At 61.2% G+C, this 24,578-nt stretch carries 19 protein-coding genes and 1 pseudogene; 14 read left to right on the top strand and 6 right to left on the bottom strand.

Annotated features, from left to right (window positions below; translation table 11 throughout):
• The coding region (locus CRP40_RS20405) for a transposase (protein ID WP_141400916.1) at positions 1-217 on the bottom strand (217 nt) is incomplete at its 3' end.
• A gap of 881 nt (positions 218-1,098) precedes the next feature.
• Between CRP40_RS20405 and CRP40_RS20400 the strand changes: the two genes are divergently transcribed.
• Entirely contained in the window at positions 1,099-2,037 is a 939-nt protein-coding gene (locus CRP40_RS20400) for a DMT family transporter (RefSeq protein ID WP_050587343.1), read from the top strand.
• A gap of 72 nt (positions 2,038-2,109) precedes the next feature.
• Here CRP40_RS20400 and CRP40_RS20395 read toward each other — a convergent pair.
• Positions 2,110-2,454, bottom strand: a pseudogene (locus CRP40_RS20395) (helix-turn-helix domain-containing protein); the annotation flags it as partial.
• 157 nt (positions 2,455-2,611) lie between these two features.
• Between CRP40_RS20395 and CRP40_RS20390 the strand changes: the two are divergent.
• The 4 genes from CRP40_RS20390 to CRP40_RS20375 all read left to right on the top strand — a co-directional run bounded on the left by CRP40_RS20390 (position 2,612) and on the right by CRP40_RS20375 (position 7,192).
• On the top strand, positions 2,612-3,133 hold the full coding sequence (locus CRP40_RS20390; protein ID WP_050587342.1) for an RNA polymerase sigma factor: 522 nt from the start codon (positions 2,612-2,614) through the stop codon (positions 3,131-3,133).
• A gap of 41 nt (positions 3,134-3,174) precedes the next feature.
• Positions 3,175-4,053, top strand: a complete 879-nt coding sequence (locus tag CRP40_RS20385) for a FecR domain-containing protein (protein ID WP_239930236.1) — start codon at positions 3,175-3,177, stop codon at positions 4,051-4,053.
• An 86-nt stretch (positions 4,054-4,139) separates the two neighbouring features.
• Positions 4,140-6,563, top strand: a complete 2,424-nt coding sequence (locus tag CRP40_RS20380; protein ID WP_033695097.1) for a TonB-dependent receptor — start codon at positions 4,140-4,142, stop codon at positions 6,561-6,563.
• A 98-nt stretch (positions 6,564-6,661) separates the two neighbouring features.
• Entirely contained in the window at positions 6,662-7,192 is a 531-nt protein-coding gene (locus CRP40_RS20375; RefSeq protein ID WP_027915500.1) for an ATPase AAA, read from the top strand.
• A gap of 18 nt (positions 7,193-7,210) precedes the next feature.
• Here CRP40_RS20375 and CRP40_RS20370 read toward each other — a convergent pair whose 3' ends face one another.
• Positions 7,211-9,169 carry an ATP-binding protein gene (locus CRP40_RS20370; RefSeq protein ID WP_050587341.1) on the bottom strand — a complete coding sequence of 653 codons (1,959 nt, stop codon included), beginning with the start codon at positions 9,167-9,169 and terminating at the stop codon, positions 7,211-7,213.
• Between the two features lie 211 nt (positions 9,170-9,380).
• On the opposite strand from CRP40_RS20370, the gene CRP40_RS20365 reads away from it, so the two are divergent.
• Both CRP40_RS20365 and CRP40_RS20360 read left to right on the top strand, forming a co-directional pair.
• On the top strand, positions 9,381-11,156 hold the full coding sequence (locus CRP40_RS20365) for a sensor domain-containing phosphodiesterase (RefSeq protein ID WP_027915499.1): 1,776 nt from the start codon (positions 9,381-9,383) through the stop codon (positions 11,154-11,156).
• Between the two features lie 86 nt (positions 11,157-11,242).
• Positions 11,243-12,571 carry a PAS domain-containing methyl-accepting chemotaxis protein gene (locus tag CRP40_RS20360; protein WP_027915498.1) on the top strand — a complete coding sequence of 443 codons (1,329 nt, stop codon included), beginning with the start codon at positions 11,243-11,245 and terminating at the stop codon, positions 12,569-12,571.
• A 74-nt stretch (positions 12,572-12,645) separates the two neighbouring features.
• On the opposite strand, the gene CRP40_RS20355 is transcribed toward CRP40_RS20360, so the two are convergent.
• Positions 12,646-13,467 (bottom strand): amino acid ABC transporter permease, encoded by an 822-nt coding sequence (locus CRP40_RS20355; RefSeq protein WP_027915497.1) that lies wholly within the window; start codon positions 13,465-13,467, stop codon positions 12,646-12,648.
• Positions 13,464-14,285: an ABC transporter substrate-binding protein gene (locus CRP40_RS20350; protein ID WP_027915496.1), complete on the bottom strand. Its 822-nt coding sequence runs from the start codon at positions 14,283-14,285 to the stop codon at positions 13,464-13,466. Before CRP40_RS20350 ends, CRP40_RS20355 begins: the two co-directional genes overlap by 4 nt.
• Positions 14,286-14,403: 118 nt before the next feature.
• Between CRP40_RS20350 and CRP40_RS20345 the strand changes: the two genes are divergently transcribed.
• Positions 14,404-15,288 (top strand): homocysteine S-methyltransferase family protein, encoded by an 885-nt coding sequence (locus tag CRP40_RS20345; RefSeq protein ID WP_027915495.1) that lies wholly within the window; start codon positions 14,404-14,406, stop codon positions 15,286-15,288.
• Between the two features lie 164 nt (positions 15,289-15,452).
• The gene (gene betT, locus CRP40_RS20340) at positions 15,453-17,426 is read left to right on the top strand and encodes a choline BCCT transporter BetT (RefSeq protein ID WP_027915494.1); all 1,974 of its coding nucleotides are present in this window, start codon (positions 15,453-15,455) and stop codon (positions 17,424-17,426) included.
• Positions 17,427-17,432: 6 nt separating this feature from the next.
• Here betT and CRP40_RS20335 read toward each other — a convergent pair whose 3' ends face one another.
• Positions 17,433-18,389 carry a bile acid:sodium symporter gene (locus CRP40_RS20335; protein ID WP_027915493.1) on the bottom strand — a complete coding sequence of 319 codons (957 nt, stop codon included), beginning with the start codon at positions 18,387-18,389 and terminating at the stop codon, positions 17,433-17,435.
• A gap of 147 nt (positions 18,390-18,536) precedes the next feature.
• Between CRP40_RS20335 and CRP40_RS20330 the strand changes: the two genes are divergently transcribed.
• The 5 genes from CRP40_RS20330 (at position 18,537) to CRP40_RS20310 (ending at position 24,556) form a co-directional block, all read left to right on the top strand.
• Positions 18,537-19,082 (top strand): fimbrial protein, encoded by a 546-nt coding sequence (locus CRP40_RS20330; protein WP_027915492.1) that lies wholly within the window; start codon positions 18,537-18,539, stop codon positions 19,080-19,082.
• A gap of 136 nt (positions 19,083-19,218) precedes the next feature.
• Positions 19,219-19,911, top strand: coding sequence for a molecular chaperone (locus tag CRP40_RS20325; protein WP_033695101.1), 693 nt, complete (start codon positions 19,219-19,221; stop codon positions 19,909-19,911).
• 40 nt (positions 19,912-19,951) lie between these two features.
• The gene (locus tag CRP40_RS20320; RefSeq protein WP_231977376.1) at positions 19,952-22,483 is read left to right on the top strand and encodes a fimbria/pilus outer membrane usher protein; all 2,532 of its coding nucleotides are present in this window, start codon (positions 19,952-19,954) and stop codon (positions 22,481-22,483) included.
• Positions 22,480-23,829, top strand: a complete 1,350-nt coding sequence (locus CRP40_RS20315; protein ID WP_042139696.1) for a fimbrial protein — start codon at positions 22,480-22,482, stop codon at positions 23,827-23,829. Before CRP40_RS20320 ends, CRP40_RS20315 begins: the two co-directional genes overlap by 4 nt.
• Positions 23,819-24,556, top strand: coding sequence for a molecular chaperone (locus CRP40_RS20310; protein WP_033695094.1), 738 nt, complete (start codon positions 23,819-23,821; stop codon positions 24,554-24,556). The genes CRP40_RS20315 and CRP40_RS20310 overlap by 11 nt, the downstream gene beginning before the upstream one ends.
• Positions 24,557-24,578 lie beyond the last annotated feature (22 nt).

Raw genomic sequence — 24,578 nt, 5'->3', positions numbered from 1 at the left:
CCAACTCTTGGATTTTTTGCTGCTCTGGCGTCAACGCTTTGCTGGCCGGCGTAACGCCGCCGCGCTCCTGCTGAAGCTGATTAACCCATCGGCGCAGTGCCGACTCGACCAAGCCGAGCGAACGGGCCGCTTCGGCATGGCTGTAGCCTTGATCGAGCACCAGGCAGGCAGCTTCGCGCTTGAACTCAGGGGTAAAGGTACGGCGTTGCTTGGTCATCGGACACCTCTCTGTGGCGAGCATTCTCGCCTAAATGGGTGTCCGGGGTTAGTAGACCACTACAAGTTTGCGCCAGAGCCATGGTGAGTTGCACCACTTCCTGGGACACGATCTTGGGCCATAAAGCGAAGACCTCAGGCTTATCCCTTGCTACAAATATCCTCGTGGCTGACGACCTTCGGCTTCGCTTGGATGTGGGTGACCTACGCATTCATCAAGGCATGAACGTTGATGCCACGGCGATCGTCGCTCTCACTGGACCCTTCGCAATTCCCGATTCGATTCCACTGTAGGCCATAAATAGCTGATTTGTTCATAGATACCCTAATGAGGTACGTCTATAAATCCACCAAATGCCAGCTCCGCGAAAGCCGGCCCTGATTCAGGTGCGCCCGCGCTTTGCAAAGAACCGTCAGCGGTTCCGCAAAGCTTCGATCCCAAGCGGTCATCGGCAAGACCCTTGGTTTACTCAGCTTGCGAAGGCAGCCGTGACCTTGAGAAGACCCGCTACGGGGCGAACGGTCCCACCACGTCCCCCGCTGTCCGGCTAAACCCGGCTCTCCAGCGCTCACTCGATGTGGGGAAATCGCACAGTGGCGGCGTGTGACATAAATAATGTCCTGTTTTGACAAGAGCCTGTCTTACCTGAAGGGTTGATCAATCCCTCCACCCTCAATAATTCACATAACGGCTCGCTTCGCGCCACAGGCCAGTCGTTGCAGTTTCGCGAGTAAGCAGCCTCGTCTTACAACTCCAATGCTGCGGCGCCCCTTGCACCGGCAATCCGGTAGCACTCCTATAAAAATAGAACCTATTACCTCTCTAACACCGCGCCGCGCCGCGCGGAACGCGCTCGCGCGCTTATTGAAGACTTGACTGCCATGATCGTTACTTCTGCTTCCAGCACCGGTGTCTCCACCGGTCATCGCAATGCTTTGCTCGCCGCACACGTTGCGGCGGTGCTTTTCGGGCTTACCGGTATCCTCGGGGCGTTGATTCTCGCCGATGCCAGCGTCATCACTTTCGGCCGAGCGACATTTGCCTTCATCGCCCTCGGGTTTGTTGCTGGCCTCAAGGGCACTCGTCTGTTGGATGCCCTGAGCTGGCGCAACCTCCCGGTCATAGGCCTCACTGGCACTTTATTGGCCGCCCACTGGGTGACGTTCTTCATTGCTGTGAAAGTGGGGGGCGTAGCAGTCGCTACGCTCGGCTTCGCCAGCTTCCCCGCGTTCATCGCGCTCGTGGACTTGCTGCTGTTTCGCGAGCGTATCAGTAGAACCGAGGGCCTGCTGCTGCTGATGGTGACAGCTGGGCTGGTGTTGGTGTTGCCTTCATTCGACCTGCTCGACAAGGGTACTGTCGGTTTGGTCTGGGGGTTGGCTTCGGGCTTGTCATTCGCACTGCTGGCGGTGGCTAACCGTCGCCACACGGGGGGTATGAACGCCCTGCAGATCGCGTTTTGGCAGAACGTGGTAGTGGCAGCGCTGATGATCCCCTTTGCGTTTAGCCACCTCGCCACTGCCAGCCTGCGGGCTGATGACTGGGTGAACCTGGCGTTGCTGGGCGTTTTCTGTACCGGGCTTTCGCAGTTTCTTTTCGTAAAAAGCCTGGATGGCCTGCAGGCGCGCACGGCTGGGATGATCATCGCGCTGGAGCCTGTGTATGCCATCGCTTGTGCTTGGTGGCTATTTGGCGAACAGCCTTCATTGCGCATGGGTGCTGGGGCAGCGCTGGTGGTACTCGCCACTGTGCTGAGCGCCCGCTGCAAACCATCACCTCCACTGACGTGTAGCCAGGGTATGTCCGGCTCACTCGATTAGGGGGCCGAACCGGTCAATTAAGGCGAGATGGCGTTGGCGAGGCCTGAGACCCGTCTGCGCGCCGGTTCCACGTCAAACGGGTTCGCGCTGTACGCTTGTCACGCAGCCAAAGCGTTTTTCTTTCGAAGGACTGTACCCGAAGAACGACGCATAACACTTGCTGAAGTGGCTTGCCGAGACGAACCCGCACGCCACGGCAACGTCCAACAGAGGCAAGTCGGAATATTGCAGCAGCCGTCGGCTTTCGGTGATGCGCAGCTCCATGTAGTAGCGCACAGGCGTAGTCCCCAGCTGATGTTGAAACAAGCGTCCGATCTGGCGCTTCGAGCGACCTACGTATTCGGCTATCTGATCCTGGCTCAGGGGCTCTTCGATGTTTGCGGTGATCAGGCTGATCGCTTCACGTAGCGGCTCACTGAATGTTGGTGGCTTTCGTTTTCACCCCCATCAGTGCGTCTGTCTACTTGAGCGTATCGTGGTATGGGCCATTCATCCTGGCCAAATGCCACAATCTCTTGCGAGTAATTCTCAATAACGTTAGCATCGCCGCTTCTTCTGTGCCCGGCATACGCCAATGTCTGACGAGCAGCAAGCCCGCAGCCTGTCCGTGCTTTACAAGCGCCACCGCAACGAGTTGCTGGCGTTCCTTACCCGCAAGGTGCGTTGCCGTGAAACCGCTCGCGACCTCACACAGGACACGTTTGTGCGTCTGCTGCACAGTGAACATGGCCACGTGGGCAATATACGGGCCTTTCTGTACCGTATCGCCACCAATCTGAGTATCGACCACGCTCGTCGCACCCAAGTACGCGGCGTCAACGACGACCAGGCGCTTGAGCATTTGCTGACGGACGCCACGCCTGAGCGCAGCGCGGTCGCAGGCAATACACTGACTCATTTGGAGCGCCTGATCGATGGCCTGCCGTCGCCAACACGGGAGGTGTTTCTGCTGGCCCGTGTCGAGCAATTGGGTTACAAGGAAATTGCCCACCGGTTGGGGCTCAATGAGCGCGCAGTCGAACGGCACCTCAACAAAGCACTCCAGCAGTGCGCGGCGGCCGCCCTGGACGCGCGTATGCAGATCGAATCGTCATGACTGGCTCCCAAAGACACGATGCCACAACCCAGCAGCAGGCCGTGGACTGGTTTACTCGTCTGCGCGCTGCCGACGTCACGGTCCAGGAGCGCGACGCCTTCGAAACATGGCGTTTGCAACCGCAGAACGCGCATGCCTACGCCGAGGTGGAGCACTTGTGGCAGTGCCTCGAGCTGCCAGCACGGCGCGTATCCAAGGCACGGCGAACGATAAAGGCAAAGGGATTGCGCCTGGGCGCAGCGGCTTGCCTGTTGCTCGCACTGGGTACGCTCATCCTGGCGCGGCCTGAGCTGGTGAACCTCGGGGCTGACATTGCCACCGCTACAGGTGAGCGACGCGAAATCCAGCTTGGCGACGGCTCCCGGCTCTTGCTCGACAGCGCCAGCGACGTGGATGTGGATATGGCAGGAACTACGCGCAGCGTCCGCTTGCGCCGTGGGCGCCTGTTCGCCGACGTAGTCCACGACGGCCGACCCTTTGTGGTTCATGTGGGTAACGCCAAGGTCGAGGTGCTGGGGACACGGTTCTCCGTCAGCCGCGCGGGGGACGAAGAGGAGGTGATCTTGCTAAGCGGCCACGTACAGGTGTCCACACCGACCCAGCAGCGCCGCTTGACGTCCGGTCAGCGCTTGACGCTGCGCGGTGCTGAGGTCACCGGCCCGCAGGCGGTAGACGCCGAACGTCTGCTGGCCTGGCGCACTGGGCAACTCAGGGTTCGTGATGTGTCGTTGCAACAGGTCCTGCAGCAACTGGCTACCTACCAGGGGAAACAGCTGGTGCTGGTGAACGATCAGGCTGGACAGCGCCGGGTGAGTGGAAGCTTCAACCTGGATGAGCCTGATACTGCACTCGATGCCTTGATCGCCAGCCAGCATCTGCAGATCAGTGAGCTATTGGGCCACTGGTTGATCATTCGATAAATGCGCTTCGTGCGGGGAATGCGAGGCGTGCTGCGTCACACCCATACATAAGAAAAATTTGCATTCGCATTTCATGGGGAAGACACATGCACCGCATACGCACGACGCTGTTCAAACGCAGCACGCTGGCCACGGCGCTCCTGGCGCCAGGCCTGTTGCCATCGGTAGGCGCGCTGCCCGTACAAGCGCAGGAGCACCCAATGGAGCGGGCCCGGGCGCAGCAGCATACCTTCGATATTCCTGCCCAAAAGCTGGCTGACGCGCTAGACACGTTCAGCGCGCAGAGTGGCTATCAAGTGATCTACACCGCTGAGCAGGTAAACGGCCAAACATCGCCTGGCGTGCGGGGCAGTTTCGGTGTCCGTGAGGCCCTGAACGTGTTGCTGGGCAGCAGCAAGGCGCAGGTCAGCCAGCCGAATGGCAGCAGCTTTCTGATCACTGTGCCGATGCAGGTCGGTGGCAGCATACAGCTCGATACGCTCAACATCTCTGGCAAGGCGCCTGGCTCGACCACGGAGGGGTCCGGGTTATACACCAGCTATTCCTCGAGTAGCTCCACCCGCTTGAACCTTACCCCGAAGCAAACGCCGCAGTCGCTGACGGTGATGACGCGCCAACGGCTCGATGACCAGAAGCTCACCACGCTCAATGAGGTACTGGAGCAGACGCCAGGCATCACTGCCTCGCACACCAGCATCGGGGCTGAAAACAACACCTACTGGTCACGCGGATTTCAGATCAACAACTTCGAGATCGATGGCGTGCCGACGTCGTCTCGCATCGACAACTCGACGCAATACACGGCCATGTACGACCGGGTCGAGATCGTGCGCGGCGCCACAGGGCTTATCAGTGGCTCCGGCACCCCTTCGGCGACCATCAACCTCATTCGCAAGCGGCCCACGTTCGAGCCCCAGGTTAGCGTCCGCGCCGAGGCCGGCAGTTGGGACCGTTACGGTGTCGGCCTTGACGTATCCGGACCACTGACCGAGTCGGGTAACGTGCGCGGCCGGTTGGTACTGGACTACAAGGACCAGAAGTACTGGGTTGACCGCATGTCGTCAGACGCCGCGCTGGTGTATGGCATCGCCGAAGTTGACCTGGCGCCCTCGACGCTGCTCACGCTGGGGTTCAGTCACGCCAATACGCATACCAACTCACCGCTTCGCGCGGGCTTTCCCGCTTATTTCAGCAACGGCAACAAGACCGACTTCCCTCGCTCGACGAACAGCTCGCCCGACTGGGCGTATTACGATCGCAAGGTGACCAACCTGTTCGGCTCGGTGGAACATACCTTCGATAACGGCTGGAGCGCCAAGATGGAGCTCAGCCACACCCAGAATACCTTCGACCAGCTCACAAACTACCTTAACGGCGCGATCGATCAACAGACCGGAGAGGGCGCCTACCTCTACCCCAATCGCTGGACCGGCACCCCTCGACAAGAGACCGTGGACGCCTATGTCACCGGGCCGTTCAGCCTGTTGGGGCGCGAACATGAACTGATCGTGGGCACCACGTTGTCGCGTTATGGTGAGCACACGCCCGAGCGTGGTGGCTGGTACGGTCCGTGGACTGGCTACGACGGTACCCTGGGCAGTTTCTTCACCTGGGACGGCAGCGGGCCTCGTCCCGACACCACCCCGGTGGGCAAGAGCCTCATCGACGAGGACCAATACGCTGCCTACCTCACCACGCGCCTGCATGTAACGGACAATACCCATATCATTTTGGGTAGCCGGGTCACCGACTGGAAACGGTCCAACGACAGGGTCGACGAAGGCGGCCTCAGGACCAGTGACAGCCAGAACCGGCATGGCGTTTTCCTGCCTTATGCAGGGCTGGTCTATGACCTGAACGATACCTGGTCGCTGTACGGCAGTTACACCAAGATTTTCAACCCTCAGCAATACGGCATGAAAGGCGACAATGACAAAGCGCTGGACCCTCAGGAAGGGGTTGGCTACGAGGTGGGCATCAAAGGTAACTTCAACGACGATCAGCTCAACGCCAGCCTGGCGTTGTTCAAGATTGAGCAGGACAACCTGGCAGTCTATGTGCGCGATCCGGATATCTATCGGCTCGAGCAGGGCACCACGACCAAGGGCGTCGAGTTGGCGCTTGATGGCGAGCTGGCCGATGGCTGGCAAGTCATGGCCGGCTATGCCTATAGCATCAGCACCAACCAGGACGATCAACGCATCGTCACCAACATTCCCCGCCACAGTCTCAAGACCTTCACCACCTACCGCCTTCCTGGGGCCTTGGACCACGTGACAGTAGGTGGTGGCGTTAATTGGCAAAGCAAATACGGTCAGGACCTGCGCACCTTCACGCAAGGCAGTTTTGCCGTCGTGAACTTGATGGCTCGGTACGATGTGAGCGAGGACCTGAGCCTCAAGCTGAACCTCAATAACGTTTTCGACCGGTCCTACTACGGCTATGCCGACAGCTGGGTGGTGTATGGCGAGCCACGTAGTTTCGTGACCAGTGCTGAATACCGTTTCTGATCAGCGCTCAGCGGGCTGCGCGCAATTGGCACGCAGCTTCGAGACTTCTTTACAACTCCAGCCTCGTGTACACAATGGCGGGTTGAGAGGGAGTCCCCATGAAACGCGTCATGATCATTGGTCAGCCAGGCGCCGGCAAAAGCACGCTTGCTCGCCAGCTGGGCGAGCGAACCGGCTTGCCGGTCGTGCATATCGATACCATTCACTGGCTACCCGGCTGGGTCGAGCGCAGTCGGGACGAAAAGACCCGCCTGTGCCATGAAGTGGAGGCGCGCGAGCGGTGGATTTTCGAGGGAGGGCATTCGGCAACCTGGGAGAACCGTCTTGCCAGGGCCGACCTGTTTATCTGGATTGACCGTTCCCTGACGGTCCGACTGTGGCGTGTCCTGGTCAGGACCTTGACCCAGTTGGGCCGCACACGTCTGGACTTGCCAGATGACTGCCCCGAGTCGCTACGCAACTTGCCTGGCTTCATCCGGTTCATCTGGTCCACGCGGCATTCTTCACAGGACAAGATCAAGCACCTGATGGCGACGGCGCCTCCCGGGTGTCAGGTAGTGCACCTGCGCTCCAACCGGCAGACGCGTCAGTTTCTGGCATCGATCGACTCGCCGTCCTCTGGCGTGTAGCGCTCGTCGGCCATGGCGCTAGCGCCGTGTGGCCTGGTCCCGCACTGGGGGCGCATCTTGTGAATCACCGAGCATCCCTTCCACACACGCCTTGAACTGGCCGAGCGTGAAGGGCTTGGGCAGCAAGCGCGTATGCGGCTGCTGCTCGGCAAGGCTGGCCGGCGCCTCGATCAACCCAGAAATGAACAGCACCCGCACCGCTGGCACGAGCGCCTGCACCCCTTGGGCGATGTTGTCTCCCGTCAAGCCGCCGGGCAGGACCAGGTCGGTTACCACAAGCTGCAGGTCCTGGCACTGTTCGATCAGGAGCAGCGCATCGGCAGGATGAGTGACTTCGATTACGTCGAAACCCAGCTCCTGCAAGGCTTCGCCGACCAGCTCCCGGATCGCGCCCTCGTCTTCGATCACCAGTGCACTGCCGCGGTGGTCGGTGCGGGCCGCCAGGGTGGCGTGCGTGATCGCTGTGACACTGGACGAAACGGACTCAAGGTGGACGGGCAGCAGCAGGCTGACTGTGGTGCCGCTGCCCATCACCGACTCGATCACTGCGGTGCCGCCCGCCTGGCGAGCGAAGTCCCTGACCATCGACAGCCCCAGACCCGTGCCCGACCCCAGCGGCTTGGTGGTGAAGAACGGTTCGAAGGCCCGCTCGGCAATGCTGGCCGGCATCCCCAGACCCGTATCGGTGACGCTCACCTGAATGTATTCGCCAGCGCGTAGCCCAAGCTGCTCCAACTCAGCCGTGCCGCTCGTCACCTTGCTGACCCGCACCTGCAAGCGGCCCCCTTGGGGCATGGCGTCACGTGCGTTGATGCACAGGTTCAGCAGCGCATTTTCCAGTTGATGGGGATCGCAATAGCACAAGGCTGGCGACGGATGCGGGCTGAGCTGAAACTCGATCTTGGGTGTAAGGGTTCTGGCCAGCAGCTCTTTCATGTCGTCCACCAGCAGCACCACATCGACCGTGGCGCTGGCCAGCGGTTGTCGTCTGGCGAAGGTCAGCAGGCGGTGGGTGAGGGTGCTGGCTTTGCGAGTGGCAGTTCTGGCCAACGACAGGTAACGACCCAGCTCGTCGTGCCGGCCTTGCGCCAGGCGTTGTTCGATCATGTCCTGAGTGCCGGTGATCACGGTCAGCAGGTTGTTGAAGTCATGGGCCAGGCCGCCGGTGAGCTGGCCGAGCGCTTCCATCTTCTGGCTTTGCTGCAGTTGCTGGCTGACCTGCTCGAACGCCTGCTGCCGCTCGCGGTACTGGGTGACGTCCCGCGCCACGGCGAAGTAACGGCCCTCGAACCTGGCTATGCGCCAGTTGAGCAGCAAGGGTTGGCCATCGCTGCGCACGCTCTGGGTGTCGAGCTCGACGATGGGCTTGTGGTTGAGCTCACGTAACGCGTTCGCCAATTGCGCGGGGGAGATGAAACTGTAGAACGTCCCAGCCTTGAGTTGCTCTTCAGTGAAGCCCGTTTCTACCTGCCATGCCGGGTTCACCGACAGCACCTGACCGTTTTCGGACAACGTGCAGATCAGGTCGGGGGACACGTTCCACAGGCTGTCGCGCTCACCCGTTCGGTGTTGCACTTGCTGCTCGAGCGTTTCATTGAGCCGTTCCACGGCGCTCAGGTTACGCCTGAGCGAAGCACACACCACTGCCATGGCGAAGGTGACCACGCCAAAACTCAGGCTGTTGGCCCATGTGGTCCAGTCCGCATCGAAACCCAGCAGTCCGATGAAGAAATACTGGGCGATCAGCACCGCCATGATGCAGCCCAGCAGGGACGGGCCTGCGCCGAACCAGAACCCGATCAGCATCAGGCCAGGAATGAAAAACAGGTACGGGAGCGCGGCAGGCGACATCTGCGCGCGCGCCAGGGAGCACGCAGCGATGATCAACGCGGCGCCCACGTAGCGGCTGGCCGTGCTCGGCTCGGCACGTCGCAGGCGTTGCAGGATGGCGGTAATCCTTTCTTTGAACCAGGCCAAGGCTGACTCCGTAACAGGCTGAGCATCATCTATGCAATCTGCCGTGCCAAGCGCGGCTGACAGCCTTTTAGGCTAGCTGACCGCAGGCGTCCAATAGATTTTTTGGCCGACCACCGGTGGGGGCGCTCAATTGTCGAGAGAAACCGATCACAGCTAAGCTGGCAATGTGCCTTATGGGCTAGAATTTGCTGTTACCGCGACCGGAGTTTTCATGGACAACTTGACGACCCTTCGAGACGAGCGCTTGCGCCTGGTTGAAGTGGACCGCCTTACATCGGACCTGGCAAATGGAGAGGATCCGGTGCTCAACGGCGTCGTCAACATGCTCTGTGCGCACTTCGACGTCCCGACCGCGCTGGTCAGCATCGTCGACCGCGATTACCAGGTATTCAAGGCCAAGATCGGCATGGCCGACGACCGCACGCCGCGCGAAATGTCCATCTGCGCCCACGGCCTGCGCCAGGAAACGCTGCTGGAGATCTGCGACACGCTGCAGGATCCCCGCACGGTGGATAATCCCCTTGTGCAATCGGCCCCCCACATTCGCTATTACGCCGGCGCGCCGCTGATCGTTCGGCCAGGCGTCAGCCTGGGTGGGCTGTGCATCATCGACCATGCCACGCGCGAAGCCTTGTCGGAGCGCGACCGTAACCTGCTGACCAACGCCGCCAACGTGGTGGTGGCCCGGCTGCAATCGATCCACCGGCAGAACTTCTACGATCCGATGACCGGGCTGCCCAATCGGCGGCGCTTCGAGACGGACTTCAAGGAAGGTGCCGTGACGGCCGGACAGGTGGCTGTTTTCATCGAGCCGGTGTCGGCTGCGGGTATGGACCGGCTGTTCAAGGCGCTGGGCATCGAGTTCTTTACCGATTTCATGCTGGCAGTCAAAGAAGTGCTGCTCACGGCACTTGTGCCCGGTTGCCGCCTTTATCGGGCCAGCACCCTGGGCTTCATGACGGTCATCGATGCGTGCGATACCCGCTTTCTCGCCGGTTGGCTTCAGACGCTGGTGGCTTCGCTCAGTGGGCCGCTGCGCAGCGGTCACATACCGGTTACGCCGGATGTTGGCATCAGCGTCCTGACGCTGGGTGTGGACGCCAGCGCCTCGTCGGACATCCTGCGGCTGATGGCCAGCATGACCGACACCGCTCGCAAGAGCGAGCAACGCTGGTTGGCGTACGACCCGGTGGTGGACGCGAACCTGCGTCGCAACACCGCCATACTCAACGCCCTGGAAGCCGCACTGCTGGCACCGGACCAGTTGAGCCTGGCCTACCAGCCCAGGATCGACCTTGGCAGCAACCGCTGCGTGGCGGTCGAGGCGCTCTTGCGCTGGACGCACCCGCAACTGGGTGTGATCAGCCCGGCCGAGTTCATTCCGCTGGCAGAAACCACCGCTTCCATCCGCGGCATCACGCGCTGGGTCGTGGAGCAGGTGTGTCGTCAGATCGCCCAGTGGCAGGCCAGCAACGTGGTGTTGCAGGTCTCGCTGAACATCTCGGCCCTCGACCTGGGTGATGGCCAGTTGTACGAAGATGTGACCCGAGCGCTGGCCCGACACCAGGTCCACCCGAGCCTGGTGGAACTTGAGTTCACCGAAAGCGCCCTGGTGGCCGATTTCGATGCCGTGCAGGAACAGCTCCAGCGCTTCCGCGCCCTGGGTATCTCGATTGGCATCGACGATTTTGGCAGCGGCTACAGTAACTGGATCTACCTGCGCAAAATCCCCGCCACCAGCGTGAAGCTCGATCGCTCCCTGCTGGCCGAACTGCAGCCAGGCGGTAACGACTGGCACATCGTGCGCGGGTTGGTCAGCCTGCTGCGTGACCTGCGCCTGACGGTAGTGGCCGAGGGCGTGGAGAAGGACCTGCACCATCATGTGCTACGGGGATGGGGCTGTGATCAAGGACAAGGCTATTATTACGCAAGGCCCCTCTCGGCAGATGACCTGGCGACATGGTTGTGTCAGCCGCGGCAAGCCTGACGTTGTGTGAAGCAGCACTCGGTGTGCGCTGCCTGACAGCGCCTGTTCATTCCCAACAGTTGTCATCCGCAATGACGAGGATCGCCATGTTCAACAAAGCGCTTAGGGATGAGGTCGAGGCACTCAAACGGGAGCTTCATGGGCTCAGGGCTGCGCAACAGAGCAGGTCCGACGAGATGCTTGAAATCACCGTGGACCGTGACCTGCTGATCACGGCCGTCAATCCGCGGTTTTCCAGCTTCGTAGGTATCGACGCTTCGAAGCTTGTCGGTACATCGATGGGCACGCTCACGCCTGACTATGTGAGGGACTTGCCATGCTACGAGGATTTTCAGACCGCGATGAGCCAGGGCACTGGGGTGAGCGACGACTACCGCTACATCGCGGCCGATGGGCGCCTGGTCTGGATGCGCGCGGCGTGGTGCCCGGTCAAGACCCCCAGCGGCGAGGTGACCCACATGACGGCTTACGGCACCGAGGTCACCGCTGCCATCGACAAGGCCCGGGAAAACGATGAGTTGATCAAGGCGCTTTCCCGCTCCACGGCGGTGATCGAGTTCGGGCTGGACGGCACCATACTCACCGCCAACCAGAACTTCCTGAATACGGTGAACTACACGCTCCCGGAAATCGTCGGCAAGCACCACAGTATTTTCTGCGATCCGGCCTACACGAAGTCGCCGGACTATCAGCGACTGTGGGCCAGCCTCAACGATGGTCGCTTCGTCGCCGAACGTTTTCAGCGGTTCGACAAGGGCGGCCGCGAGCTGTGGCTCGAAGCTTCCTACAACCCCGTGCGCGATACCCGGGGGCGGCTGTACAAGGTCGTGAAATTTGCGGTGGATATCACCGCTCAGGTCGAAAGCGAGAAACAGGTCAGCTCAGCGGCGGACGTTGCCTACGAGATCTCCATGAAGACCGACAGCTCCGCCCAGCGCGGCGCTGAGGCGGTCAGGGACACGGTAGAAACCATGAACCGCATCGTCGAGCAGGTCTCGAACGTATCCAGCGGCGTCGAGGCGCTGGGGCATCAGTCGCACCTGATCACGTCCATCGTGTCGACCATCGGCGGCATCGCCCAACAGACCAACTTGTTGGCCCTGAACGCGGCCATCGAAGCTGCGCGTGCAGGTGACCAAGGGCGGGGCTTTGCCGTGGTGGCGGACGAGGTGCGCAAGTTGGCCGGCCGAACCAGTGCCGCGACCCAGGAAATCGTCGAGGTGGTGCAGAAGAATAACGCCTTGGTGGAGGAGGCAGTACACAGCATGGGCGAGAGCAGGAAGCAGGCTGAGCTGGGCCTGAGCCTGGCCCAGCAGGCAGGTACCGTGATCACGGAAATACAATCAGGTGCGCAGGAGGTGGTCACTGCCGTGGGCCAGTTTTCCTCGAAACTGGTGGCAGAGGCGGGACGTTAGCCCCATCGGCGCCTGACTGGCGATTGATTGCTACGCCCGCCCCTGCGCAGTGGCGGGGCAGGCGCTACGTACCCTCAGCGCTGATAGGCTTTGCCGTAGTGCCGCTCAAGGCGCGCCTGCACCAGCTCCAGCGCGATCGACAGCACCCAGTAGATCACGGCAGCGGTGGTCAGCATTTCCAGGTAGCGGTAGCTCGACCGTCCGTAGGACTGGGCCAGGAACATGATTTCCCACACCCCCATCACCGAGATCAACGACGAATCCTTGAGCATGGAGATGAACTGGTTGGCGGTTGGCGGGATGATCACCCGCATGGCCTGCGGCAGTACGATGTGGCAAAAAATCTGCGGCGGGCGCATGCCCAGCGCCAGCGCCGCTTCGCGTTGGCCTTGGGCAACACCCAAAATGCCTGCGCGAAAGATCTCACTGAGATAGGCGCCGTAGTTCAGCGACAGGGCGATGATACCGGCACTGATCGCGCCGGGCACCAGGCCTATCTGGGGCAACCCCAGGTAAATGAGCAGAATCTGGATCAGCAGCGGTGTACCACGGAAAAAAGACGTGTAGAAACTGGCAACACCCACCAGCACCGCGCTGCCGGACAAGCGTGCCAGCGCGGCGGCAAAGCCCAGCGCCACCGACGCCACCATCGAGCACATGCACAGGAACAGCGTCAGCGCTGCGCCCTGCAGAAAACCATTGGGTCCCAGTTTTAAACCGGCCAGGTTAGGAAACTTCTCCAGGATGATCGAGAACTTGAGGTCGAAGCTCAGGAAGAACCCGACGAACAGGGCGAACATCACCAGCCAGGTGAGCATCAACCGTGTGCGAAAACCCAGCAGGCGTGTGCCCGTGGTATTGGCCACGGGCTTGGGGGAGGGCGTAAAGGTGCTCATTTGCTGATATCGGCGCCGATCCACTTCTGCGAGAGCTTGCTCAGGGTGCCGTCCGCCTTGAGTTCGGCGAACACCTGGCGAACTTTGGCATCCCACTCCGGGTCGCCCTTCTCGATGGCGACCGAGTTGGGTTCTTCATACAGCGGCGCACCGGCGAGCTTGAAGCGTTTGTCCTGGTCCAGGCGCGGCTTGGCCGTGACAAGGTTGGTCAGGATCGCATCCAGGCGCACGCCCGCGCCCAGCCCAAGGTCCTGGAACGCCACATTGTCGGTGTCATACGGGGCGATCTGCACGAAATCGAAGGGGTAGTCGAGGGCGCGTTCTTCGTCACCCTCGATGACCAGGTTCTTGTTCAGGTAGCTTTCATAGCTCGACGCGCTGGTCAGGCCGACCTTGCGCCCGTTCAGGTCCTTTGCATCGTGGATGCGCTCATCCTTGGCATTGACCACGATGACGGCCGGGGAGGCGTAGTACTCCACCGGGAAGTCGAACACCTGGGCGCGGGCCTTGCTGGGGGTCATCGAGCAGATGCAGATGTCGTAGCGCCCACTCCAGCGACCGGCGGCGATTACATCCCAGGAAGGGGTCTCCAGGCGCAGCTTCACGCCCAGTTTATCCGCCACCGCCTTGGCAACATCCACGTCAAAGCCGTCGAGCTGGTTCTGGTCATTGAGGAACGAGAACGGGGGATAGCTCTCCATCAGCACATTGACCAGTTCCTTGCGTGATTCGACCCGCTCCAGCGTGGCGCCGGCAAAAGCCTGAGTGGCGGTCGCAAGCAGCGCAAGGCCTGCACCGAGCAATGTGGAAAAACGCATGTTCATACCTGAAGTGTTGGCCAAATGAGTATTAGGGTATTAAATAGTTATATATCCAACCCACATAATGAATTTTATTCATAAGCACCTTCAGAGTAGTTATATGAAAGAGCGAGCGATGGTGATTCTCGACGGTGGCATGGGCCGCGAACTGCAGCGCAGCGGTGCGCCGTTCCGCCAGCCAGAGTGGTCTGCACTGGCGTTGACCGAGGCCCCGGAAGCGGTGGTGGGGGTGCACGCGGCGTTCATTGCCGCAGGTGCCCAGGTCATCACCAGTAACAGCTATGCGGTCGTCCCCTTCCACATTGGTGAAGCGCGCTTTGCCGAAGAGGGCCGGCAGTTGGCCAATGTCGCCGGTCAACTGGCCCGCCACGCGGCCGACACCGGCCCGCACCCGGTGAGGGTGGCCGGTTCGCTGCCGCCGTTGTTCGGGTCCTATCGTCCCGACCTGTTCCAGCCTGAGCGCGTCGAGGAAGTCCTGCGGCCGCTGCTAGAGGGCCTGGCGCCACACGTTGACCTGTGGCTTGCCGAAACCCAGAGCGCGATCGCTGAAGTGCGCGCCATACGTGCCCACCTGCCCGAAGACGGCCGCCCGTTCTGGGTGTCCTTCACCTTGCAGGACGAAGACGTCGATACGGTGCCGCGCCTGCGCTCCGGTGAGCCGGTGGCCGAGGCGGTGCAAGCGGTGATCGAGCTCGGCGCGGCAGCGGTGCTGTTCAACTGCAGCCAGCCAGAAGTGATCGGCGCGGCCATCGATGTCGCCCGTTCGGTCATCGATCAGCAGGGTGGAGAAGTCGCCATCGGTGCCTATGCCAATGCCTTCCCGCCCCAGCCCAAGGAAGCCACCGCCAACGACGGGCTGGACGAACTGCGCGAAGACCTGGACCCACCGGGCTACCTGGCCTGGGCCAAGGACTGGCGCGCACGCGGCGCCAGCCTGGTAGGTGGCTGCTGCGGCATTGGCCCCGAGCACATTGCCGAGCTCAAATTAAGCCTCGGCTGACGGGTTCCAGAGCATCTGCAAGGCAAACGAAGCGTTTAAGTTTGGGAAACGCTGGAACTGACGGTAAGGTTTCAGCATCTTCCATTCATCATGCGCCACGGGCAGTCGTGTTCTGACTGCCCAACCATGGAGCGCAGCGCTGAACGTCAGAAGGAGCAATGCCTATGCCTGAAGAACAACAACGCACGAGTACCATCAACCCGCCTGTCTTTTTCACCAGTGCCGTACTGATCCTGTTATTGGTGCTGTATGCCACTTTGTTTCAAGAGCATGCCCAAGGTGTGTTCGAAGCGGTTCAGCAATGGATCATCACCAATGCCAGCTGGTTCTACATTCTGTCTGTCGCGTTGATATTGATCTGCGTGGTCTTCCTCGCCATCAGTCGATATGGCGATATCAAGCTCGGGCCTGACCATAGCGAGCCGGATTACCGCAACAAGAGCTGGTTCGCCATGCTCTTCTCTGCCGGTATGGGCATCGGCCTGATGTTCTTTGGCGTAGCCGAGCCGGTCATGCATTTCATCAACCCCCCTGTGGGCGACCCCAACACCGTTGCCGCTGCCCGGGAGGCCATGAACATCACGTTCTTCCACTGGGGGCTGCATGCATGGGCCATTTACGCCATGGTGGCGTTGATCCTGGCCTACTTCAGTTTCCGCAACGGCCTGCCGCTGACGCTGCGATCAGCACTGTATCCGCTGATCGGTGAGCGCATCTACGGACCCATCGGCCATGCCGTAGACATCTTCGCCATTCTGGGTACGGTTTTCGGTGTCGCGACATCGCTGGGCTACGGCGTGCTGCAGATCAACAGCGGCCTCAACCAGTTGTTCGACTTGCCGATCAACACGACCGTCCAGGTGATCCTCATTGCCGTGACGTGTACCTTGGCCACGCTCTCGGTAGCGAGCGGGCTCGACAAGGGCGTCCGGATTCTGTCCGAGGTCAATCTTGGCCTTGCCGCCATACTGATGCTGTTCGTGCTCACCGTAGGGCCGACGGTATTTCTGCTGCAAGCGTATGTGCAGAACACTGGCGCGTATCTGTCTGACATCGTCAGCAAGACCTTCAACCTCTTCGCCTACGAACCCACCGACTGGATTGGTGGCTGGACCCTGCTCTACTGGGGCTGGTGGCTTTCCTGGTCGCCCTTTGTCGGGTTGTTCATCGCACGCATCTCGCGTGGCCGGACCATTCGTGAGTTCGTCTGCGGCGTCTTGTTCGTGCCTGCCGGTTTCACCCTGCTGTGGATGACGGTATTCGGCGACTCGGCCATCCATATGATTCTGCATGGGGGTGTCAAGGAACTCGCGGCGGTGGTGGACAAGGACAGTTCACTGGCCCTGTTTGCATTCCTTGAACAATTCCCTTGGTCAACGGCCATTTCCATGGTGGCAGTGCTGATGGTGGTGGTGTTCTTCGTCACCTCCGCCGACTCGGGTGCATTGGTCATCGACATGCTGGCCTCCACCGGCAAGGGGCAATCGCCGTTGTGGCAACGCGTGTTCTGGTCGATCACAACTGGCGCAGTGGCCATTGCCCTGCTGTTGGCCAATGGATTGAAGGCGTTGCAGGCGGCCACTATCGCCAGTGCCTTACCCTTTGCGATCATCCTGCTGGTGGCCATGTGGGGGCTGTTCAAGGCATTAGGCATGGACGCCACGCGCCGCGGCCTGCGCACACAGGCGCTACCTGGCCAGCGTCAGCACCGGCAGAACCACGGTGGATGGCAGCGCCGTCTGCGCAACATCGCCATGATGCCGCGTCGCGCTCACGTCACCCGGTTCATTGGTGAGGTGGTGAAGCCAGCCTGCGAGGAAGTTGCTCAGGAACTGCGCAAGCAGGGCTATGACGTCACTGTCGATGAACGTGAAGACGGCCGCGTTGCACTGGAACTGTCCCATGCCGGCGAAGGCCGTTTCCGGTACGAAGTGCGCCCGCGTGCGTTCAACACCCCGAGCTTCGTGTTGCGCGAAACCGACGACAGCAATGATTCACGCAAGTATTTCCGTGCGGAGGTGTACCTGCGCCAGGGTGGGCAGGACTACGACGTCATGGGCTGGAGCCGTGAAGATGTGATCGGCGACATCCTCGACCAGTACGAGCGCCACCTGCACTACCTGCACGTGGTCAGCTGAAGCCGCCTACGTGCGGGCGATCACTGGAATCGCCCGCACGTACACCAACTCGCAGATCAGCTCGACCAATGTCTGCGTGATCACCGCCGCTGCTGCCAGCGTTCGTATCTGCTCTGGCAAGGCGAGCGCCAACGGCAAGACTACCAACGAATTGCGCGTCGAAGCACTGAACATCACGGCGCGCTTTTGTTGTACAGGCAAGCCCATCAACCTTGCCGTCGCCCAGCCAATGACCGGTGCCAAAAGCGCAAAGCCCAGGTACACCGGCACCACCGGCAGCAATTGGTCCAGCCTGTGCAATACCATGCCGATCTGCGAGGCGATCACCACGAACAGCACGAGGGCCATCGCCGGCACGGGCATCCACGCCCAGGCGTCGTTCCAGCGACTGATCCGCTCTGCTTTGGCCACGTGCGCACTGGTCAGCACCGCCAAGGCCAATGGCACGGCGATCATCAGCAAGAACGCCTGCACGAAAGGCCCGACCGTCAGGCTTATCGCATGGTCGTCTTCGATCATGAGCGTCAGGTAAAGCGGCAGAAGCACCAGTTGCAGCAGCAACAGCACGGGTGTTGCGGCCAGCATGAGCCGTGCATCGCCCTTGCCCATGTGCGTGAACACCACCACGTAGTCGATGCAGGGTGCCAGCAGGACCAGCAGGGCGCCGATGAGCAAGGCCGGGTGGCCTGTCAGCCCACGGGTCAACGCCCAAGCCAGGACGGGCACCAGCACAAAATTGGCCAGGAGCAAGGCTGTCATGAACCGCCGATTTGCCAGGCTTGCGCGCAGGTGCAGAAAGGGGATTTGCAGGAACATGGCGTACATCAGCACGGCGATGGCTGGTGTGATCAGTGCTTCCAGAATAGCGCTAGTGGTATCGGCTATAAGGCCGAAGGCGATGGCTGCCAGCACGGTGGCGAAATACACGGGTGTCTGCCGGGTTTCGAGTTGGTCTTTGGTCAAGAGCGTACCTGCTTGGAAAAAGGCGCAGCGCTGCAGGGGGATGCGGCAATTGAGCGCGTGTAGCCGTTTTAAGACTCGTCTGAGTTATCCAACAGCGCCAGGGCTGCATTCTATGCGCAGCCCACATAACAACCACAGGACGCTGTAATGAATATTCGCGCTATCGCTTTTGCTGCAGCTGCAACCATGGCCGTGCCTGGCCTGGCGAACGCGGCCAACACCATCACGTTCAGCGGCGAGGTCACCGACCAGACCTGCTCGGCTGTCGTCGATGGCAACACCGAGCCAACCGTTGTCATGCAAAGCGTGCCAGCCAGTGCGCTGAACGGCAGCATCGGCAAAAATACCGGGGAAACCCAATTCACCCTGCGCCTGACCGGCTGCGCCGCGCCGACCGACGCCAACGAGCAATTCACCACGCTGTTCCAGGCCACCAACCCGACGTCGCTGGGCAACCTGACCAACACCGCCGCCAATGGCGCGACCGGCGTTGCACTGCAGTTGCTCGACGCACCCGGCGGCAGCCCGGTGGACCTGGCAGGTGGTGCGGCCGTCACCGCCGGACAAATCATCCTGAGTTCCGGCCAGACCTCCACAAGCCACGACTATGCCGTGCGTTACGTGTCCGAGGCCGCCACCGTTACGGCAGGCCCTGTCCTTGGCGCCGTTACTTACACCCTGCGTTACGAGTGATTGGCGCACGCCACTTTTTCCGACTGCCGCCATGGGGCTCGTATCCAGAGCGGCAGGCCTTCGAGGTATCTGCATGAGAACTTTGCCAGTGGGCCGGCTCAGGCTGGTCGCCATTGCGCTTGCCTTCGTGCTCGGCATGACGGGCGCCACCCTCGTCCAGGCCAGCGTGGTAGTGACGGGGACGCGGGTCATTTATCCCGGGAATGCGAAGGAAAAAACCCTGCAGCTCACCAACCAGGACCCCTTCGCCAATGTTGTGCAGGCCTGGGTGGACGTCGATGACCCCGCCTCCACACCTGAAACCGCCAAGGCTCCGTTCATGGTCAATCCGGCCGTGTCACGCGTGGCTCCGGGCAGCGGACAATCCCTGAGGCTCATATATACCGGCGCCGCGCTCCCCCAGGACCGGGAGTCGGTGTTCTATCTGAACGTGCTCCAGATCCCCCCGCGCAACGCTGCACAGGCCGACAGAAGCCAGATGCTGCTGATCCTGCGCAATCGCCTGAAGCTGTTCTACCGGCCTGCTGGCATCGCAGGCGCGGTCGAGCAGTTGCCTGAAAAATTACGTTTCAGCCTGGTCGAAAACGGCGCCAGCTGGCAAGTGCTCGTCGATAATCCGACGGGCTTCTATGCCTCGTTCGGGGCTGCGACGATCACTGTCGGCAACAGACAGGTGAAACTCCATGCTGCCATGGTGCCGCCCTACGGCTCGGTGCACTGGACGCCAGAGGCTACCGGAGCGCTCACAGGTACAGCGCCGCAGCTCACGGCGCAGTTGATCAACGACTATGGTGCACGTGTGGGCATCACTCATGCCTTGCAGCGCTAATGTGCGGCGCACCTCGGTCCTGCTGGGCAGCATTGCCTGGATGATGGCCCGGCTGGCCCACGGCGAAGGCGACTACCGTTTCGACGACAGCCTGTTGCTGGGCTCGGGGCTGGCCGGTGGCAGCCTGGAGCGCTTCAATCGGGTGCAGCAGATCGACCCGGGTACTTACCTGGTCGATGTGTACGTGAACACGCACTACGTGAACCGAAGCGACGTGAGTTTTCGACTGCAAGACGATGCTGTCGAACCTTGTTTTTCCGAACGGTTTTTGCATCGACACATGAACGCCCGCAAGCTTGAAACCCCTACCGCCGACGCGGGCCAGTGCCTGGCGCTGAGCACGCGGCTACCAGGGTCAACGTTCCAATATGACTCAGCCCGCTTGCGCCTGGACCTCTCCGTGCCCCAGGCATTGCTCGACATCAAGCCGCGCGGCTACGTCGATCCGCAGGACTGGGACGCAGGCGGTATGATGGGCTTCGTCAACTACGACGCAAGCCTGTACAACTCGCGCTACGAAGCCTCAGCAAGCGAGGCGGCCAATTACGGTTACCTGGGCCTGAACACGGGGGTGAACGTTGGGCTCTGGCGTTTGCGGCATCAGTCCAACTACAGCTACTCAAGCTTCGGCGGCGCCGCGGTCAGCCGCTGGAACAGCATTCGCACCTATGCTCAGCGTGCCATTGCCCCTTGGCAGAGCGAACTGACGGTCGGTGACAGTTTTACCGAGGGCAACCTGTTCGGTAGCATCGGCTTTCGAGGCGTGCGGCTGGCCAGCGACGATCGCATGCTGCCCGACTCTCAGCGTCAATATGCCCCACAAGTGCGCGGCACGGCGGTGAGCAACGCGCGCGTGGTAATCAGCCAGAACGGCCGCAAGGTGCATGAAACCACAGTGGCGGCGGGTCCCTTTGTGATCGACGATCTGTACGGTACGGCCTACAACGGTGACTTGGACGTGCAGGTAATCGAGGCCGACGGCAGCGTCACGCGCTTCACTGTCCCTTATGCGGCGGTGCCCGACTCCATCCGTCCGGGTATCTCTCGCTACAGCGCCACGCTCGGTGAGGTACGCCAGACGGGCGCGAACCAAGGGGCTTTTGCCGAGGCCACTTATCAACGGGGCCTTAGCAATGCACTTTCCGCCAACCTGGGCGCTCGGGTAGCGCAGGATTACCTCGCCGTGCTGGGCGGTGGCGTACTGGCAACGCCCTATGGTGCCTTCGGGGTCAACAGCACGTTTTCCAGTGCCACCGTTGAAAACCAACAGCGCAAGCAAGGCTGGCGCATGGGGCTTAGCTACAGCCGTACCTTCCAGCCAACCAACACCACCCTCAACCTTGCCGGCTATCGATACTCAACCCAAGGGTACCGGGATCTGGCCGATGCGCTAGGTGCGCGGCAGGCCTCCGAGCGCGGTGACAGTTGGGACTCGACCAGTTTCAAGCAGCGTAACCAGCTGACCTTGCTGGTCAACCAGGGGCTGGGGGGGTACGGAAACCTGTACCTGTCTGGCTCGAGCAGCGACTATTACGACGGCAAAAGCCGTGATACGCAGGTGCAGTTCGGTTATTCCAACACCTGGCGGCAGCTCAATTACAGCCTGGCCTATTCACGCCAGCGCACGACGTGGTACCGGGACACGGTAACCAGTGCCGTGCCCGATTTCGCAAACCCGGCAGACCAGCGCGACACCAGCAGTCGTACCAACACCCTGACGCTGACGTTCTCCATGCCCCTGGGCAACTCGACCCGGGCACCGAGCATCAGCTCGATGCTGACGCAGCGCTCAGGTGATACCCGGGGCAGCAGTCTCCAGACGGGGATCAACGGCACCCTGGGCGCCCAACGCGACATGAGCTACGCAATCGCAGCCAGTCGTGACAGCGCCGGACGCGGGACGAACTGGACTGGCAATCTCCAGGCACAGAGCGCCGTTGCCACCTTCAACGGTGGCTACTCGCAAAGCGCCGATTACCGGCAAATCAATGGCGGCATTCGCGGTGCAGCTGTCTTGCATGAAGGCGGTCTGACCTTGGGGCCTTATGTGGGCGACACCTTCGCGCTGGTGCGGGCCAAAGGCGCAGGTGGCGCGACCATCCGGGGCGGGCAGGGGGCTCGTGTGAACGCTGATGGCTATGCGCTGGTGCCTTCGTTGTCGCCCTACCGGTACAACCCGGTAGGGCTCGACCCCAGCGGCATGGGTGATCAGGCCGAGCTGATCGAAACGGAGCGAAAGGTCGCGCCCTACGCCGGTGCTGCGGTGGTGGTGGATTTCAAGACGTTGATCGGCCATGCCTTGTTGATCCAGGCCAGCTTGCCGGGCGGTGGGGCTATCGCGCTGGGCGCCGATGTGCTGGATGAGCACGGCACCATCATTGGCATGGTGGGGCAGGGAGGGCAGGTGTATGCACGCGCCGAGGCTGATAGCGGGCACCTGCAGGTTCGCTGGGGCGTAGGCCCTGACCAGGCATGCCTGTTGCCCTTCGACGTCAACAGCAGCAACGCCCATGACAGCCAGGGCTTCATTCATCTGAAAAGTATATGCACGCCTAACGAGGAACCCACATGACGCTCAGGGCCTGGCTATTGGCAGCCTTCATGTTCGTAACCGTTCAGCACGCCTGGGCGACCTGCTATAAAGTGACCTCTGTGGGGGGCGCCACTACCACGGCCAACACTGCTATCAGGCCTGGTGAGGGAACTGCCGGCAGCTGGGCCGGGGCGTGCGATACCTGCAATGGATCATTGGGCTTACCGAGTGTGATCAACGTCAGTGATCCAAGCTTTCAACCCTATGGCACGTTGATTGCGAGTTCCGTAGTGCCCTTCACGCAGTATGGTGTGACCGCTGGCTACAATCCGGAGTACGTATTTTTTCGCTGCGCGGGGCAAGATGCGGTTTACGAAATGTGGTCCACCAATGGCGATGACCTCTATAGCGGTTGGTACCAAGGGGGCGACAGCGTCGGTCAAAGTATTGGTTTGCAAGACGCCTACAGGACAGCCTGGCCGAATGTGCTGTTGAAGCTATTTCATCTCGAAAGCGGCGAGCCTTTTACCCACATTTGGCGCGAGCGCAGGCTCACTGGCCTGGACATCGATTCTCGCGGCTTCCAGTTGGTCAAGGCCAAGAACCTCAGTGCCGTACGCGCGGAGCTATACAGTGCACCGAAAGACCCCAGTTACAACTACTACAGCGAAACCGTCCCATCGCAGCTCTACGCCTACGCACAGGCGGCGGCCTATATCGCCATCAAGGGGCCAGGGCTGGCCTATCCAACAGTGGGTCAAACGCACTATGGAAACTGGAGTGGCTGGTACGGAAACTGGCCGGGAGCGTTGGGCTTGTACAACAAGGTCACGCTCAAGCGTTACCCCACCTGCAGCGTCACCAGTGTTACTCCCTATGTGGTGTTTCCCTCGATCAGCGTGAGCGAGATCAACGCGGGCGGGCGCCGCGAAATGCCTTTTCAGATCAACTTTCGCTGCCAGAGCAACATCGTCAACAGCACCAGCGCCAACGGCACGGCCATTGGCATCAAGGTTTCATCCGGTGCCCTGGCTGCGTCGTCTTCCCTGGGTTTGGTCAATGCCCAGGGCGGCCTTACCTACCTGCTGGCGGACCGTTATGGCCAGGCAGGTGTGGCGCAGGGAGTAGGCATACAGTTGCTGCGCGACGGTGCGCCCATCAATTTGCTGGCCAATGAGGATTCTGCCAATGGCAGCGGCGCGGCTGGCCGGGGTTGGTACCCGGTGATCAGCAGCGCTGCCAACCTGACCGGTACCGTCAATGGCATCGGTCAGTACACCGAGACATTCCGAGCGCGTCTGGAGAAACTCTCCACCGGCACCATGCCTACCGTAAGGCCCGGCCGGGTCGAGGCCACAGCGCAGGTGGTGATACGTGTTCAATAGCTGCGGGCAGCGTCTGCTGCTGCTGGTCGCCGTGCTGATCAGCACCCCCGCCAACGCTGGGGTCACTGCCGAGCGCACGAGGGTCATCGTGCATGAGGGCCAGCGCGAAACCTCACTGGCGCTGGTCAATCAAAACGCCTATCCGGTCGTGGTCCAGACCTGGATCGACAATGGGGATCTGGCTGTTACCCCGGACACGGCAAGCGCACCGATCATGCCGCTTCCTCCGATGTTCAGGCTTGAACCCCAACAGCAGCGAAGCGTGCGCCTCGTGACGACCGGGCAGGTGCTTGCCCAGGACCGAGAGTCGCTGTACTGGCTTAATGTGTACGAGATTCCACCTCGGCCAAGCGAGGTGCTGGAGGAGGGCGCGACGCGCCTGACGATCACCCTGCGCACTCAGCTGAAAGTCATCTACCGGCCCAAGGGTTTGTCAAACAAGGCCGAGCTAGCGCCTTCGCACCTGGTTGTCAGGGTCCAGGGTCGCCGTGTGCAGTTGCGTAATCCGACGCCGTTCTACATCTCCCTCTCCCACGCACAGATCGGCGAAGGCGAGCGTTCGATCATTCTGGATGCGCCCATGCTGGCACCGTTCAGTACGCAGCATCAGACGGCACCGGCCACCGCGCCGAGCGACGCGACGTTTCGCTTTTCATGGCTGGATGATGAGGGTAATGCGCAGCGCGGTGAGCGGCCCATCACGCACGCGGTGTCCATCAGCCCGTAAGGCCACATACCGTCTCGCCAGA

The organism is Pseudomonas sp. URMO17WK12:I9, assembly GCF_900230165.1.
In the GTDB taxonomy this organism is placed as follows: domain Bacteria; phylum Pseudomonadota; class Gammaproteobacteria; order Pseudomonadales; family Pseudomonadaceae; genus Aquipseudomonas; species Aquipseudomonas fulva.
The sequence above is the reverse complement of the archived record's forward strand: the minus strand, read 5'-3'. Positions and strand labels throughout refer to the sequence as shown.

Coding starts and splice junctions, on each gene's coding strand:
- CRP40_RS20355 (WP_027915497.1), bottom strand. CDS start 13,467: ATGAGCACCTTTACGCCCTCCCCCAAGCCCGTGGCCAATACCACGGGC.
- CRP40_RS20325 (WP_033695101.1), top strand. CDS start 19,219: ATGACGGGCGCCACCCTCGTCCAGGCCAGCGTGGTAGTGACGGGGACG.
- CRP40_RS20365 (WP_027915499.1), top strand. CDS start 9,381: ATGGACAACTTGACGACCCTTCGAGACGAGCGCTTGCGCCTGGTTGAA.
- CRP40_RS20380 (WP_033695097.1), top strand. CDS start 4,140: ATGCACCGCATACGCACGACGCTGTTCAAACGCAGCACGCTGGCCACG.
- CRP40_RS20390 (WP_050587342.1), top strand. CDS start 2,612: ATGTCTGACGAGCAGCAAGCCCGCAGCCTGTCCGTGCTTTACAAGCGC.
- CRP40_RS20345 (WP_027915495.1), top strand. CDS start 14,404: ATGGTGATTCTCGACGGTGGCATGGGCCGCGAACTGCAGCGCAGCGGT.
- betT (WP_027915494.1), top strand. CDS start 15,453: ATGCCTGAAGAACAACAACGCACGAGTACCATCAACCCGCCTGTCTTT.
- CRP40_RS20330 (WP_027915492.1), top strand. CDS start 18,537: ATGAATATTCGCGCTATCGCTTTTGCTGCAGCTGCAACCATGGCCGTG.
- CRP40_RS20315 (WP_042139696.1), top strand. CDS start 22,480: ATGACGCTCAGGGCCTGGCTATTGGCAGCCTTCATGTTCGTAACCGTT.
- CRP40_RS20400 (WP_050587343.1), top strand. CDS start 1,099: ATGATCGTTACTTCTGCTTCCAGCACCGGTGTCTCCACCGGTCATCGC.
- CRP40_RS20350 (WP_027915496.1), bottom strand. CDS start 14,285: ATGCGTTTTTCCACATTGCTCGGTGCAGGCCTTGCGCTGCTTGCGACC.
- CRP40_RS20375 (WP_027915500.1), top strand. CDS start 6,662: ATGAAACGCGTCATGATCATTGGTCAGCCAGGCGCCGGCAAAAGCACG.
- CRP40_RS20360 (WP_027915498.1), top strand. CDS start 11,243: ATGTTCAACAAAGCGCTTAGGGATGAGGTCGAGGCACTCAAACGGGAG.
- CRP40_RS20320 (WP_231977376.1), top strand. CDS start 19,952: ATGATGGCCCGGCTGGCCCACGGCGAAGGCGACTACCGTTTCGACGAC.